The following is a 13,539-nucleotide window of genomic DNA, read 5'->3' on the forward strand; positions in this document are numbered from 1 at the left end:
AGACGCACTGCTGCTTTTTTATGCCTGCCCTGCCGCTCAACTGCCCCACCATGTTTCAGAGACGGGCAAAGGCCTCGCCTACAATGGCGGTTTTCCTCCTTTTACCTGTTGTCTTCCATGATCACTGAGAGCATCGACGGCGTACGCCTCACCACCAAGGCCAATGTTTATTTTGATGGCAAGTGCGTCAGCCACAGCTACCAGCTGGCCGACGGCACCAAGCAATCGGTCGGTGTGGTGCTTGCAGCCACCTTGACCTTTGGCACGGCCGCTGCCGAGATCATGGAATGCGTTGCCGGCGCCTGCGAGTACAAGCTCGACGGCAGCGACGAATGGAAAAAGTCCGGCCCTGGCGACAAGTTCAGCGTTCCGGCCAACAGCAAGTTCGATATCCGCGTGGCCGAGGCCTACCACTACATCTGCCACTACGCCTGATTTTTGGGGCCTGCGCCGGGCCAGCTGGCGCACGCCTCCCGCTGCACGCCGCTTGTCTGGCGCATCACTGAATCCTCAGACAGCATCGCAGCAGCGCCTGTTTTTAGAGAAAAGCCACACCATGGAAACCATCCTGCAACATGTTCCCGTCGGCCAGAAGGTCGGCATCGCCTTCTCCGGCGGCCTCGATACCAGCGCAGCGCTGCGCTGGATGAAGAACAAGGGCGCCCTGCCCTACGCCTATACGGCCAACCTGGGCCAGCCCGATGAGTCCGATTACGACGAGATCCCGCGCAAGGCCATGGAGTACGGTGCCGAGAAGGCCCGCCTGATCGACTGCCGCAGCCAGTTGGCCAACGAAGGTATCGCCGCCATTCAGGCCGGCGCCTTCCACATCTCCACTGGCGGTATCACCTACTTCAACACCACGCCGCTGGGCCGCGCCGTGACCGGCACCATGCTGGTGGCCGCGATGAAGGAAGACGACGTCAACATCTGGGGCGATGGCTCGACCTTCAAGGGCAATGACATCGAGCGTTTCTACCGCTACGGCCTCTTGACCAACCCTGCGCTGAAGATCTACAAGCCCTGGCTGGACCAGACCTTCATCGACGAGCTGGGCGGCCGCGCCGAGATGTCCGCCTTCATGACCAAGGAAGGTTTTGGCTACAAGATGAGCGCGGAGAAGGCCTACTCGACCGACTCCAACATGCTGGGGGCCACCCACGAAGCCAAGGACCTGGAGTTCTTGAACAGCGGCATCCGCATCGTCAACCCCATCATGGGCGTGGCGTTCTGGAAGCCCGAGGTCGACGTCAAGGCCGAGGAAGTCTCCGTCACCTTTGAAGAAGGCCGCCCTGTGGCCCTGAACGGCCAGCGCATCGAAGACCCGGTCGCCTTCTTCCTGGAAGCCAACCGCATCGGCGGCCGCCACGGCCTGGGCATGAGCGACCAGATCGAGAACCGCATCATCGAAGCCAAGAGCCGCGGCATCTACGAAGCCCCCGGCATGGCGCTGCTGCACATCGCCTACGAGCGCCTGGTCACCGGCATCCACAACGAAGACACCATCGAGCAGTACCGCATCAACGGTCTGCGCCTGGGCCGTCTGCTCTACCAAGGCCGCTGGTTTGACCCACAGGCCATCATGCTGCGCGAAACCGCCCAGCGCTGGGTGGCCCGTGCCATCACCGGCACCGTGACGCTGGAACTGCGCCGTGGCAATGACTACTCGCTCTTGAACACCGAATCGGCCAACCTGACCTACAAGCCCGAGCGCCTGTCGATGGAAAAGGTGGAAGACGCGCCATTCAGCCCCGCCGACCGCATTGGCCAGCTGACCATGCGCAACCTGGACCTGATGGACACCCGCGACAAGCTGGCCATCTACACCCAGACCGGCCTGCTGACCGCCAGCGGCAGCCACGCGCTGCCCCAGCTGGGCAACGACAAGAAGTAATTCCCCCAGCGGAATCCTTCCATTCAGCAAAAACCGCTGTGTGCCTGCCCAGGCCACAGCGGTTTTTTATCGTCTGAATGCGGCGGGAGAGGAACGCTCTCAGGCCTCGGCCACCAAGTAGACCTTCTTCACAAAGCTGTCCACCTCCCAGTGGCCGGTCCAGCCCTCGGGCATGATGAAATGGTCGCCCACGCCAAAACGGTGCACGGTGCCATCGGGGTCGACGAGGCGGCAGTCGCCTTCGACAATGACGCAAAACTCGATATAGCCCTGCACATTGGAGCTGAAGTGGCCCGCACTGGACTGCCAGGTGCCCGAACTCACCTTGCCGCCCAGGCCCTCGAACACTTTCATGGTCTGGTACTCGGTATCGCCGCTGATCGGGCGGCTGGGCTTGCCGATGACGGGATTGACCAGGGTCTTGGCGGGCCAGTGGATGATGGAGATCTTGGGAGCGGCGGGTTCGGCGGGCGTGGCAGAGGTGGCAGCGGCAGTAGTGGACATGGCAGTGATCGATAAGCGGTGCAAATGCGCAAGCAGCGATTATCTGGCAGTGCTGCTGCGCAGCGCCTCAGCTCTGGGATGAAAAGCCAAAGAAAAGGCGGCACCCCTGGTGCCGCCTTGCTGCATCTGCTGCGCCTGCAGGCCGTCTCGCCTGCAGCGCATGCAGACGTCGCAGATCAGTGGAACTGCTCTTCTTCGGTCGAGCCGGTCAGCGCCTTGACGCTGGACGACCCGCCCTGGATCACCGTGGTCACATCGTCGAAGTAGCCTGCGCCCACTTCCTGCTGGTGCGAGACAAAGGTGTAGCCTTGCTCGCGGGCAGCGAATTCGGGCTCCTGGATCATCTCCACATAGTGCTTCATGCCTTCGCCACGGGCATAGGCGTGGGCGAACTTGAAGGTGTTGTACCAGTTGCTGTGGATACCAGCCAAGGTGATGAACTGGTACTTGTAGCCCAGCGCTGCCAGCTCGTCCTGGAACTTGGCAATCGTCGCGTCGTCGAGGTTCTTCTTCCAGTTGAACGATGGCGAGCAGTTGTAGCTCAGCAGCTTGCCGGGGCTGGCGGCATGCACGGCCTGGGCAAATTCGCGGGCAAAGCCCAGGTCCGGCGTGCCGGTTTCGCACCACACCAGATCGGCATACGGCGCGTAGGCCACGCCACGGCTGATCGCCTGCTCCAAACCGTTCTTGACGCGGTAAAAACCTTCTTGCGTGCGCTCGCCCACCAGGAAGGGCTTGTCGTTGGCGTCGTGGTCGCTGGTGATCAGGTTGGCCGCTTCGGCATCGGTGCGGGCCAGCACAATCGTGGGCACACCCATCACGTCGGCCGCAAAACGCGCGGCAATCAGCTTCTCGCAGGCTTCATGTGTGGGCACCAGCACCTTGCCGCCCATGTGGCCGCACTTCTTGACGGCAGCGAGCTGGTCTTCAAAGTGCACGCCGGCAGCGCCCGAGGCAATCATGTTCTTCATCAGCTCAAAGGCATTGAGCACGCCGCCAAAGCCCGCTTCGGCATCGGCCACGATCGGCAGGAAGTAGTCGATGAACTCCTTGTCGCCCGGGTTCACGCCCTTGGCCCACTGGATCTCGTCAGCGCGCTTGAAAGTGTTGTTGATGCGACGCACCATGGTGGGCACCGAGTCATAGGCGTAGAGCGACTGGTCGGGGTACATGGTCTCCGAGGTGTTGCCGTCCGCTGCCACCTGCCAGCCCGAGAGGTACACCGCTTCCAGCCCCGCCTTGGCCTGCTGCATCGCCTGGCCTGCGGTGATCGCGCCAAAGGCATTCACATAGCCCTTCTTGGCCCCGCCATTGATCTTGTCCCACAGCACCTGGGCGCCGCGCTGGGCCAAGGTGTACTCCGGCTGCACGCTGCCGCGCAAACGCACCACGTCAGCAGCCGAGTAGCCGCGCTTGACGCCCTTCCAGCGGGGGTTCTGCGCCCAATCCAATTCAAGGGCGGCAATTTGCTGTTCGCGGCTGAGTTGCTGGTTCAGTTTCTGAGACATGGGGGACTCCTGTGGTCAAGTGGATGGAACTAACGGATCGAAAACCGGTGGACAGATACCGTCTGTCCATGGCCTTAACTGTACGCCTGCCTCGCCGCATATTTTTGTCTTATGTCTTATATAAGACTTATTTTTAATCGTTAAAAATCAACATCCTATTAATACTATTTCGCATTGAGAAATGCAATTTCTCGTATTGAGAAATATTGACGCACTGCAATATCAGCATATTTCACAATATGAGAATCCGTTTTCAGAACCACTGCTGTCCAGGCTGCAGCGCTGCCTGCCAGAGGCTGGCCAATTGCGGCATGATGCGCATAGCCCATTGTGCAAAGCGGATATGACAGCTTGCTTGCGCCTGGCGCCACCTGCCCCGATCGCCCCGCCCCCCTTTTAGTCTTTGCAACCATGCGCATCCATAGCAAGCCTCTGGCCTATCTGTATTTGGCACTCAGCATGTCGCTGGTGGGCGCCTATGTCGCGCTCTCCAAGCCGCTGGCCGCCACTTTTCCGGTCTTGCTGCTGGCCTGGCTGCGTTTTGGCATTGGCGGGGTGGCCATGCTGGGCTGGCTCAAACGCCCGGCCAATGAGGCGCCATTGCCCGCCAAGGCCAAGGGGCTGCTGTTTCTCGAATCCTTTTTTGGCAACTTCCTCTTTACGCTGTGCATGATCACTGGCGTGTCGATGACCAGTGCGGTCACCGCCAGTGTCACGATGGCGACGATCCCGGCAGCCATTGCGCTGCTCAGCTGGCTGGTGCTCAAGGAGCGCATCAGCGGGCGGGTGATGGTCGCCATCAGCCTGGCCGTGCTGGGCATTGCGCTGCTGGCCTTTGCCAAGCCTGGCGCCAGCGCACACGCGGGCGCGGCTGCAGGCGCTGTCACCGAGACAGACCCGAGCAAGCACTGGCTGGGGCAATGGCTGTTGGTGGGCGCCGTGTTCTGTGAGGCCTGCTATGCGGTCATCGGCAAAAAGCTCACCAGCAGCTTGAGCCCCAAGCGCATTGCGGCGCTCATCAACCTCTGGGGCTTTGTGCTGACCCTGCCTTTTGGCCTGTACCTGGCCTGGCATTTTGAGTTTGCCCAGGTGGGTGGCGCCACCTGGCTGCTGCTGGTCGGCTATGCGTTGGCCGCCTGCATGGTCACTGTCTGGCTGTGGATGACCGGGCTGCAGGTCGTTCCTGCCTCGCAAAGCGCGGTGTTCACGGTGATGCTGCCGCTGTCGACTGCACTGGTGGGCGTGGTGTTTCTGGGCGAAACCCTGAGCGGCTTGCAGATGCTGGCCTTTGCCATTGCCGTCTCCAGCCTGGCGCTGACGACCTTGCCGGTGCCCCAGCGTGGCAGAGGGAAGACAGTTTTGCAACGCGACCCCGATTGACACCGCCTTGGGAGCCAGTACCATGCTCCGAGGGGAACAGGCCCCAATCTGACAAGAATCAACGCCCTAAGCTGCTCGTTGATAGCTTTGATCCATCAACAAAGGTTAGCAAAGCTAAAACAAGCAACATTTCGAGGCAAAAAAATGCGCCGCTCCCTTGGAAAGCGGTTTTTTTGCCGTTAGCATGGCCGTAACCAGCGGAGGGAAACTCTGGCTGGCGATAGAGATATTGACACAAGGAAACCAAAACATGGCAACCGCATCTAAGACCGCAGCGCCTGCAAAGAAGCGCACCCCCAACGCAGCCTTCATGAAGCCGCTGACCCCAAGCCCAGAACTGGGCGCCGTTGTGGGCACCGCTCCGCTGCCACGCACGGAAATCATCAGCAAGCTGTGGGTCTACATCAAGGCCCACAACCTGCAAGACGCCGCCAACAAGCGCATGATCAACGCCGATGACAAGCTCAAGAAGGTGTTTGGCAAGCCCCAGGTGTCGATGTTCGAGATGGCTGGCCTGATCGGCAAGCACGTCAAGTAAGTCCTGCCGACTTTCCTCAGCGCAGTCCTTTGCGCTGCAGACCAGAAACCAGCATCCGCCATGCTGGTTTTTTTACGCCTGTTCTTCACAGGCAGTGACCTCCCAAGCGCTGCGCCATGGCGCCGTGGCCTTTATGGATGGATGGCAAGGGCCGTGCAAAGCGCGCAAAGGGACATTTCCTCGGGCAGCGATAGGAGCCTTTTCTGCCCGCATTCGCCCTCCTCATGCAGCATTCAACCGCTCTTCGCCCGCTGTCGCGGCCTGGCAGATCTGTGTGAAGCCGCCAAGGCCCGCTATTTTTTGTGTAAGCATGCTTCCAACAGCGCATGGCACAGACTATTGATTCATAACAATAAATACTCACAATCTGGTCCAGATACACAGGCTATCGCCTACCTATGGGCCACAGCACCCCTATTGCGCTCAGGAGTTTATTGCGAATGCGACAAATTCTTATTTATAATCCCCATCAGTTATTCACTAGCCAGCCACCACGCTGCTTATCTGACCATGATCGTTTGTGTTTGCCGCCGAGTCTCGGACAAAGAGATTGCTCGCCACGCGCATGCGGGGATGTCGTTCGATGAGATCCAGTTCGAACTGGGTGTTGGACTGCAATGCGGCTGCTGCGAAGGTTGCGCCCGCGATGTGGTCGAGCAATGCAGCGCGTCCCGTCCGGTTGCCGCCTTGCGCAATGAAGCCGCAGTGCACCCGGTCCAGCTTGCCACCACCATCATGGAAAGCAAAGCATGGAACTCTTCGCCGCTGTCCTCGGTAGCCTGATTCTGGTCGCTGCCTCTCTCTGGTGGGTCTTTCAGAAATAAGCCACCAACGCATTGATATGCCGTGCTGCGGCTTCAGGCTGCAGCATTTTTTATTGCCCTTATGCTCTCACCAGACCCTTACAGCCCCTCCAAAAAAATGGGGCGCAATATCGTGGTTACGGGTTCGGTGCTGGCAGCGCACGTCGCAGGTCTTTGGGCCTTGCAGGCGGGCCTGCTCAAAAGTGCAGCCATCGAGATGCCCAAGCCCGAACCGGTCATGGTGCAGCTGATTGCGCCCGAGCCGATGCCGGTGGTTGCGCCGCCCCCTCCTCCGACCCCCAAGCCGCCGCCGCCCGCACCGAAGCCGCCGCCAAAGCCCACGTCCAAGCCCGTCCCCAAACCTGCGCCCAAGCCCCAGGCGATCAAGGATCCGACGCCTGCGCCCAATGCAGTGACCGGCACCACCGAGGCCCAGCCACCGGCACCGCCCATCGAGGCGCCGCCGCCCCCTCCGCCGTCTCCTCCACCGGCTCCGCCCGCTCCGCCAGCGCCTCCACCGCCACCGGTGATCCAGCTGCCATCGAGCAATGCCGCCTACCTGAACAACCCCGCTCCGCAGTACCCGGCCATCAGCCGCCGTATGGGCGAGACCGGGACCACCATCGTGCGCGCCTACATCGACGAAGAAGGCAAGCCCCAGGAGCTGCAGCTCAAGCAGTCCAGCGGCTATGACCGCCTGGACCAGGCCGCCATGGACACGGTGCGCAAATGGCGCTTCAAGGCAGGCACCTCCAACGGAACTCCCCGGCCCATGTGGGTCAACGTGCCCATCAAGTGGGAACTCAATTAAATCGAACGGAAATAGGATCAGTTATGGACTCGCAATTCGGCATCGCCCACGTCTGGGCTCAGGGAGATTTCGTGACCAAGACGGTCGCCGTCATTCTGGTGGCCATGTCTCTCGCTTCCTGGATCGTGATCGTCATCAAGGCGCTCGATATCATGCGTTTCAAGAAGTACGCCCGCAATGCCCAGGACTTCTGGCACAGCGCTGACTTCGCAGCCGGCCTGAGCAAGCTGGGCGAACAAGGCGACAACCCGTTCCGCCAGTTGGCCATCGAAGGCCGCGAAGCCACCGCCCACCACCGCAAGACGGCCGAGCACCTGCATGACTCGCTGGACGTCAGCGACTGGATCACGCGCTGCCTGCGCAATGGCATCGACGAGTTCACCGCGCGCGCCCAATCGGGTCTGGCCGTGCTCGCATCGGTGGGCTCCACCGCCCCCTTCATCGGCCTGTTCGGCACCGTCTGGGGCATCTACCACGCGCTGGTGGCCATCGGCATGTCGGGCCAGTCCTCGATCGACAAGGTCGCCGGCCCCATCGGTGAAGCGCTGATCATGACCGCACTGGGTCTGGCTGTGGCCATCCCTGCCGTGCTGGGCTACAACGCACTGGTGCGTGGCAACAAGTCGGTGCTCAACCGCCTCAACAGCTTTGCCCATGACCTGCATGCCTTCTTCGTGACCGGCACCCGCCTGAATGTGGACTCCAGCAAGCCCGGCGCCGTGGTCACGCCGCTCAAGAAAGGTGCCTGATCATGGCTTTTGGAACGCAAGACGATGCCGATGAGGTCATGAACGAGATCAACATGACGCCCTTGGTCGACGTCATGTTGGTGCTGCTCATCATCTTCATCATCACCGTGCCGGTGATGAAGCACTCGGTCAACATCGACCTGCCGCGTGCCGTCAACACGCCGGAAGACGCCAAGCCCGACACCATCCAGCTGGCCATCCTGCCCGATGGCACGTACAACTGGAACGGCAAGGCCGTGACCGACGCCGAGCTGGAATCCAATATGCAGGCCGAGGCCCGCAAGGAGCCCCAGCCCGAGCTGCACATCCGCGGTGCCCGTGATGTGAAGTACGAGAAAGTGGCCCAGGCCATGGCCGCTGCCCAGCGCAGCAACTTGAAGAAAATCGGCTTTATCACCGACCAGGTGGGCGAGTAAACTGCCCACCCTCCCGGCAAGGGCTCCAGCAGGAGCCCTTTTTCATGGCGGATGCAGACCGGATCAGGTTTACCCGCAGTGACGCCCAAGCGACGCCAGCAGCCCGCTTGCCCTGCCTAAACTGGACCGCAGGACAAGCGCCGTGGCGACCTGTACTGGCCGAAGCAGCGGCGGGCAAACCGACCATCACCAGCGCCTCCCCCAACTATCACTAGATTGAGGAGACACCGATTGATGCAGACGTCCCGCACCCAGCCATCCCTATTCCCAAAACCTTTGCGCCGGCGCCAGATGCTGCGCCTGGCGCTGGCCAGCGCAGCCGCTGCCAGTGGCCTGCCGCTCGCCACGGTCGCGCGCGCAGCCAGCGACAAGGCCAGCTTCCCGACCAAACCCCTGCGCGTGATCGTGCCGTTTGCCCCAGGTGGCGCCACCGATGTGCTGGCGCGCAGCGTCAGCGACCGGCTGGGCCAGCAATTGGGCCAACCGGCCATCGTCGACAACCGCCCCGGCGCGGCGGGCCTGCTCGCCTGTGATGCCGTGGCCAAGGCAGCGGCCGATGGCCATACGCTGACCCTGGGGACGACCAGCACGATGCTGTCGAACCAGTTCATGTTCAAAAAGATCTCCTACGACCCGCAAAAGGACATGGTGCCGGTGGTGCGCATCTGCTGGGCGCCGATTGTGCTGGTGACCAACAGCCAGCTGCCCGTGCGCAATCTGCAAGAGCTCATCGCCTACATCAGCGCCAACAAGGGCAAACTCTCCTACGGCAGCTATGGCATTGGCTCGCAAGGCCATCTGGTGCTGGCGAGTCTGAGCAACATGACGGGCGCCGACATGAGCCACATCGCCTACAAGGGCGAGGCGCCGATGGTGCAAGACCTCGTGGGCGGCCAGCTGATGATGGGCATCGGCAGCATCCTCTCGCTCAAGCAGCATATCGACAGCGGCAGGCTGCGCGCCATCAGCTTCACCGGCCCCAACCGCGTGCCCGCGCTGCCCGATGTGCCCACCTTTGCCGAGCAAGGCCACAAGGAAGACGCGTTCACGATCTCCGGCTGGCTGGGCATTGCGGCCACTGGCGGCACACCGGCGCCCGTGGTCGAACAGTTGGGCGCCCAGGTGCGCAAGGCACTGCAAACGCGCGAGGTCAATGCCCGCGTACTGGTGGCCGGCTTTGTGCCCTTGACCGATGACAGCCCGGCGCGCTTTCAGGACGACTGGCAGCGTGAGCTGCCGATCTGGAAAAAGCTGCTGGCCGATGCGGGTGTGCAGCCAACCTGAGCGCCTGTTGACGCATCTTCATGCCTGGCGGCACCCTGATAGGTGCCTCGACAAGCGCCCGGATTCGCGCCGGGATTCGCGCCTCCATCCGCGCCTTGAGGCCGCACAAGCCTGCCCCCGCCACGGTCGCTAACGCCGCGGCCGTGGCTTTTTGCCTTTTACCATGGCAAATGTCAAATAAACACTGGACTTCACGAATACGAATCGTTATCATTTGCTTCAGTTTTATCCCTGTGAGCACTGCCATGCAAACCATCGCCCTACCCGCCACCCCGCTTGCCGCTGCCAGCAAGAGTGCCAGCGCGTCCCAAGGCCATGCCACGCAATCGGCCGCGCTGGAAAGCAGTGAGCTGCTCCAAGGCGCCAAAGCGGTATCCATCGTGCACAACGGCGCCATCTACCGTTTGCAGACCACCAAGCTGGGCAAGCTGATCCTGACCAAGTAAGCAAGCCCCCCCAGTTCCGGTTTGCTGCCCTCCCCCTTCCCTATAGGCCGGGGCAAGCACCCCGCTACCTGCCCAGCAAAAAGCCAACTCCTGCAAGTTGGCTTTTTTATGCGCACCGGGTTTGCGATGCAGGAGGCTCGCTACACCCCCAGCGGCAAATCCGCGTGCTTGAGCGTGCGCAGCACAAAGCTTGACTGGCTGTGGCGTATGCCCTTGATCTTGTAGAGCTTCTCGCGCAGCAGGCGCTCATAGTCGCGGGTGTCCTTGACGACCACGCGCAGCAGGTAGTCGTACTCGCCCGAGACCAGGTGCGCCTCCACCACCTCGGGGATGGTGGCCAGCAGCTCGCCAAACTTTTCCAGAGTGTTGTCGCTGTGGCTGTCGAGGGTGACCATCACCAGCACCGTATCGCCCAGGCCCAGCGCCTGGGGCGACAAGCGCACCGAATAGCCCTGGATCACGCCGGCCTCTTCCATCTTCTTGATGCGTCCCCAGCAGGGCGAGGCGCTCAAGCCTACCGCCTGGCCAATGTCTTGCAGGCTGGCGCGGCTGTTGAGTTGCAGCTGGCGAAGAATTTTGCGGTCCAACGTATCGAGAAGCATGATTTTCTGCACCAGCCATAAATTTAGAATATTTTTCTATATTAAGACGAGCAACCCAGAAAAACAAAATATTTTTTGCCTTACCGGCCTGCATACTTTCTGCATCGAAACACTTTTACCGAAGTCTCTTTCTGGCAGAGCCTGCTTACCGGCAGCCCTCTCTCCACCAGCCCCCAGGCAGTTACCGCTGCCATGGGGGTTGTTGCATTGCGGGGCCCTCACGGACCCTCCGCTCCACTTCCTGCCGTGGCCTAAACGCCGTCTCGGGCGATCCGCTGCGTTGTCGTCCTCGGCAATAGCTGCGGCGCGCCGTCAAACGACGCCTAGCGGCTCATCCCGATCCGCATCCATGCCGCTTGGCAAGCGGTGATGCAGAGACTCCCTCGCTCGCGTCTTATGTAACAAAACTATTGCATTTGTGCGCCCGTTTCCCTGCGCGCCCGGCGCCTGCGCCATGGCATAGTGGCGCCCTGGAACAACGACAACAGACCGCCCTGGATGCGCCTAAGAGTTTGGAGATCAGCGCATACGACCGGTCAATAAGCACCTATGTTTAAGCGACTCAACGAACTGTCTGAAAGCCATGGCGCCTTGCGCGCGGGCCAGGGCATGGTGGCCGGCGTCATTGCGCTGATCTTGGCGGCCCTGTGCTTTTTGGGTGTGCTGGCCTTTCACTTTCCGCAGTACCTCACCACACCTGAGCTGCGCCGCAGCTACAACGTCGATGTGATGCGCCAGCTGCTGTTTTGGAGCATGGTGATTGCCGGGGGCCTGTCGGTCGCACTGATCGTGCTGGGCCGGGTGCGCTGGCTGGCCGCCTCGGCCTTTGGCCTGGTGGTGCTGTCGGCGCTCTTGGGCGGCCACAAGGTGCCCGTGGGCAGCTTTGCCACCAACACACCCTATATCGGCCTGGACTGGTTCATTCTCGACCTGCTGGGCAGCGCGCTGATCTTCATCTTTATCGAAAAGCTGTTTGCGCTGCGCAAGAACCAACCGGTCTTCCGCCCCGAGTGGCAAACCGACTTTCACCACTTTCTGGTCAACCACATGGTGGTCGGCTTTGTGCTGCTGGCCACCAACCTGATGGTGCACCAGTTCTTTGGCTGGGCCGCCCATGACGGCATCCGGGGCTGGGTCGCCAATCTGAACTTCTGGGTGGCGCTGTTTTTGATCATTCTCGTCGCTGATCTGGTGCAGTACTGGACGCACCGCGCCTACCATGAGGTGCCCCTGCTCTGGCGCATCCACGCAGTGCACCACAGCGTCAAAAGCATGGACTGGCTGGCCGGCTCGCGCCAGCACATTCTGGAGCTGCTGATCACCCGCACCCTGGTGCTCGCACCCATCTATGTGCTGGGCTTCAGCAAGGAGGTGATCGATGCCTACATCATCATCGTCGGCTTCCAGGCGGTGTTCAACCACGCCAATGTCAGTGTGCGGCTGGGCCCGCTGCGCTATATCATCGTCACGCCCAACTTCCACCACTGGCACCACAGCCAGGATGCCGAGGCGCTGGACAAGAACTACGCCGCCCATTTCGCCTTTCTGGACTATATGTTTGGCACCGCCGTCAAGAGCGATAAAGTCTGGCCCACCGATTACGGCGTGCTCGGCGACTATGTGCCCAATGGCTTTTTCAAACAGCTGAAGTTTCCCTTCACCTGGAAAGGTTGAGCACGGTCCTCTCCACTTGGACGCCCGACCCCTTTGCCTCCATCACCCATGTCATTTCCTCTTGATTTTCGCGCCCAGGCCATGGTGCTGGCCGCAGGCCGTGGCGAGCGCATGCGCCCGCTGACCGACCATACGCCCAAGCCCCTGCTCCCGGTACAAGGCAAACCGCTGATGCAGTACAGCATGGAGCAGCTCGCCCGCGCCGGCGTGCAGCGCCTGGTGATCAACACTGGCTGGCTGGGCCAGCAGGTGGCAGATGCCTGGCCCGCCGCGCCCGCCCTTGCCCAGTTGGGCAGCGCGCAGCTGCAGATTGCCTACTCCCGCGAGGACCTGGATTTTGGTGGCGGCATCGAGACCAGCGGCGGCATCAGCCGCGCGCTGCCGCTGCTCGACGATGCCTTCTGGCTCGTCTCTGGCGATGTGTTTATCCCCGGCTTTCCGTTTGACGAGGCCCTGCGCCAGCGCTTTGCGCACAGCGATGACCTGGCCCACCTCTGGCTGGTGCCCAATGCGTCCCACCACCCCAAGGGCGACTTTGTGCTGACGGCCGAGGGCCGGGCCCAGAACCCTGCCGCTGACGACCCGCGCCCGCGCCTGACCTACTGCTCGGTCGCGCTGCTGAAAAAAACCCTGTTCAGCGCGCCCTACTGCGATATCCCTGCGGGCAATCCGCAGGGCACCAAGATGCCGCTGGTGCAGCAGCTGCGCGCTGCGATGCAGGCGGGCCGCTGCAGCGCCAGCCGCTATGACGGGCGCTGGGTGGATGTGGGCACCGCCGAGCGCCTGCAGGCGCTCAACCCTTGAACCCGCACACAGACTGACGGGTGCCCATCTGCCAAACGCAATGCCCTGGCAGGGTGGCGGGAGATGGGATGGAGACCCAGCACTCTGTCCACACGGTGACAGAGGCGGCGACATTTGCTTGCAGCC

General features: G+C 61.6%; 16 protein-coding genes. 12 read left to right on the forward strand and 4 right to left on the reverse strand.

What is annotated here, in order from left to right; genetic code table 11:
• Window positions 1-117 precede the first annotated feature (117 nt).
• Window positions 118-435 (forward strand): pyrimidine/purine nucleoside phosphorylase, encoded by a 318-nt coding sequence (gene ppnP / locus N4T19_RS06465; RefSeq protein ID WP_021028618.1) that lies wholly within the window; start codon window positions 118-120, stop codon window positions 433-435.
• Between the two features lie 121 nt (window positions 436-556).
• Entirely contained in the window at window positions 557-1,894 is a 1,338-nt protein-coding gene (argG, locus tag N4T19_RS06470) for an argininosuccinate synthase (RefSeq protein ID WP_021028617.1), read from the forward strand.
• A gap of 99 nt (window positions 1,895-1,993) precedes the next feature.
• On the opposite strand, the gene N4T19_RS06475 is transcribed toward argG, so the two are convergent.
• From N4T19_RS06475 to N4T19_RS06485, 3 genes are all read right to left on the reverse strand, one after another.
• A complete protein-coding gene (locus N4T19_RS06475; RefSeq protein ID WP_260719712.1) occupies window positions 1,994-2,398 on the reverse strand; it encodes a cupin domain-containing protein in 405 nt (134 codons plus the stop codon).
• 176 nt (window positions 2,399-2,574) lie between these two features.
• Window positions 2,575-3,906 (reverse strand): isocitrate lyase, encoded by a 1,332-nt coding sequence (gene aceA, locus N4T19_RS06480; RefSeq protein ID WP_116924135.1) that lies wholly within the window; start codon window positions 3,904-3,906, stop codon window positions 2,575-2,577.
• 164 nt (window positions 3,907-4,070) lie between these two features.
• On the reverse strand, window positions 4,071-4,319 hold the full coding sequence (locus tag N4T19_RS06485) for a hypothetical protein (RefSeq protein WP_260719713.1): 249 nt from the start codon (window positions 4,317-4,319) through the stop codon (window positions 4,071-4,073).
• Between N4T19_RS06485 and N4T19_RS06490 the strand changes: the two genes are divergently transcribed.
• From N4T19_RS06490 to hemP, 8 genes are all read left to right on the forward strand, one after another.
• The gene (locus N4T19_RS06490) at window positions 4,318-5,286 is read left to right on the forward strand and encodes a DMT family transporter (RefSeq protein WP_260719714.1); all 969 of its coding nucleotides are present in this window, start codon (window positions 4,318-4,320) and stop codon (window positions 5,284-5,286) included. The two genes, N4T19_RS06485 and N4T19_RS06490, sit on opposite strands and share 2 nt — an antisense overlap.
• Before the next feature lie 250 nt (window positions 5,287-5,536).
• Window positions 5,537-5,824 (forward strand): SWIB/MDM2 domain-containing protein, encoded by a 288-nt coding sequence (locus N4T19_RS06495; protein WP_021028612.1) that lies wholly within the window; start codon window positions 5,537-5,539, stop codon window positions 5,822-5,824.
• 510 nt (window positions 5,825-6,334) lie between these two features.
• On the forward strand, window positions 6,335-6,607 hold the full coding sequence (locus N4T19_RS06500) for a (2Fe-2S)-binding protein (protein WP_021028611.1): 273 nt from the start codon (window positions 6,335-6,337) through the stop codon (window positions 6,605-6,607).
• A 102-nt stretch (window positions 6,608-6,709) separates the two neighbouring features.
• The gene (locus N4T19_RS06505) at window positions 6,710-7,438 is read left to right on the forward strand and encodes an energy transducer TonB (RefSeq protein ID WP_260719715.1); all 729 of its coding nucleotides are present in this window, start codon (window positions 6,710-6,712) and stop codon (window positions 7,436-7,438) included.
• A 23-nt stretch (window positions 7,439-7,461) separates the two neighbouring features.
• A complete protein-coding gene (locus N4T19_RS06510) occupies window positions 7,462-8,187 on the forward strand; it encodes a MotA/TolQ/ExbB proton channel family protein (RefSeq protein WP_021028610.1) in 726 nt (241 codons plus the stop codon).
• Between the two features lie 2 nt (window positions 8,188-8,189).
• Window positions 8,190-8,603, forward strand: a complete 414-nt coding sequence (locus tag N4T19_RS06515) for an ExbD/TolR family protein (RefSeq protein WP_116924138.1) — start codon at window positions 8,190-8,192, stop codon at window positions 8,601-8,603.
• A gap of 234 nt (window positions 8,604-8,837) precedes the next feature.
• On the forward strand, window positions 8,838-9,887 hold the full coding sequence (locus tag N4T19_RS06520; RefSeq protein WP_260720276.1) for a Bug family tripartite tricarboxylate transporter substrate binding protein: 1,050 nt from the start codon (window positions 8,838-8,840) through the stop codon (window positions 9,885-9,887).
• A gap of 245 nt (window positions 9,888-10,132) precedes the next feature.
• A complete protein-coding gene (gene hemP, locus N4T19_RS06525) occupies window positions 10,133-10,333 on the forward strand; it encodes a hemin uptake protein HemP (RefSeq protein WP_021028607.1) in 201 nt (66 codons plus the stop codon).
• 140 nt (window positions 10,334-10,473) lie between these two features.
• On the opposite strand, the gene N4T19_RS06530 is transcribed toward hemP, so the two are convergent.
• Window positions 10,474-10,935, reverse strand: coding sequence for an Lrp/AsnC family transcriptional regulator (locus tag N4T19_RS06530; protein ID WP_116924140.1), 462 nt, complete (start codon window positions 10,933-10,935; stop codon window positions 10,474-10,476).
• A gap of 549 nt (window positions 10,936-11,484) precedes the next feature.
• Between N4T19_RS06530 and N4T19_RS06535 the strand changes: the two genes are divergently transcribed.
• Together N4T19_RS06535 and N4T19_RS06540 are read left to right on the forward strand one after the other, a co-directional pair.
• A complete protein-coding gene (locus N4T19_RS06535; protein WP_116924141.1) occupies window positions 11,485-12,609 on the forward strand; it encodes a sterol desaturase family protein in 1,125 nt (374 codons plus the stop codon).
• Window positions 12,610-12,657: 48 nt separating this feature from the next.
• Window positions 12,658-13,413 carry a nucleotidyltransferase family protein gene (locus N4T19_RS06540; protein ID WP_260719716.1) on the forward strand — a complete coding sequence of 252 codons (756 nt, stop codon included), beginning with the start codon at window positions 12,658-12,660 and terminating at the stop codon, window positions 13,411-13,413.
• Window positions 13,414-13,539 lie beyond the last annotated feature (126 nt).

It is taken from the genome of Comamonas squillarum (genome assembly GCF_025309455.1).
Classification (GTDB): domain Bacteria; phylum Pseudomonadota; class Gammaproteobacteria; order Burkholderiales; family Burkholderiaceae_C; genus Comamonas; species Comamonas squillarum.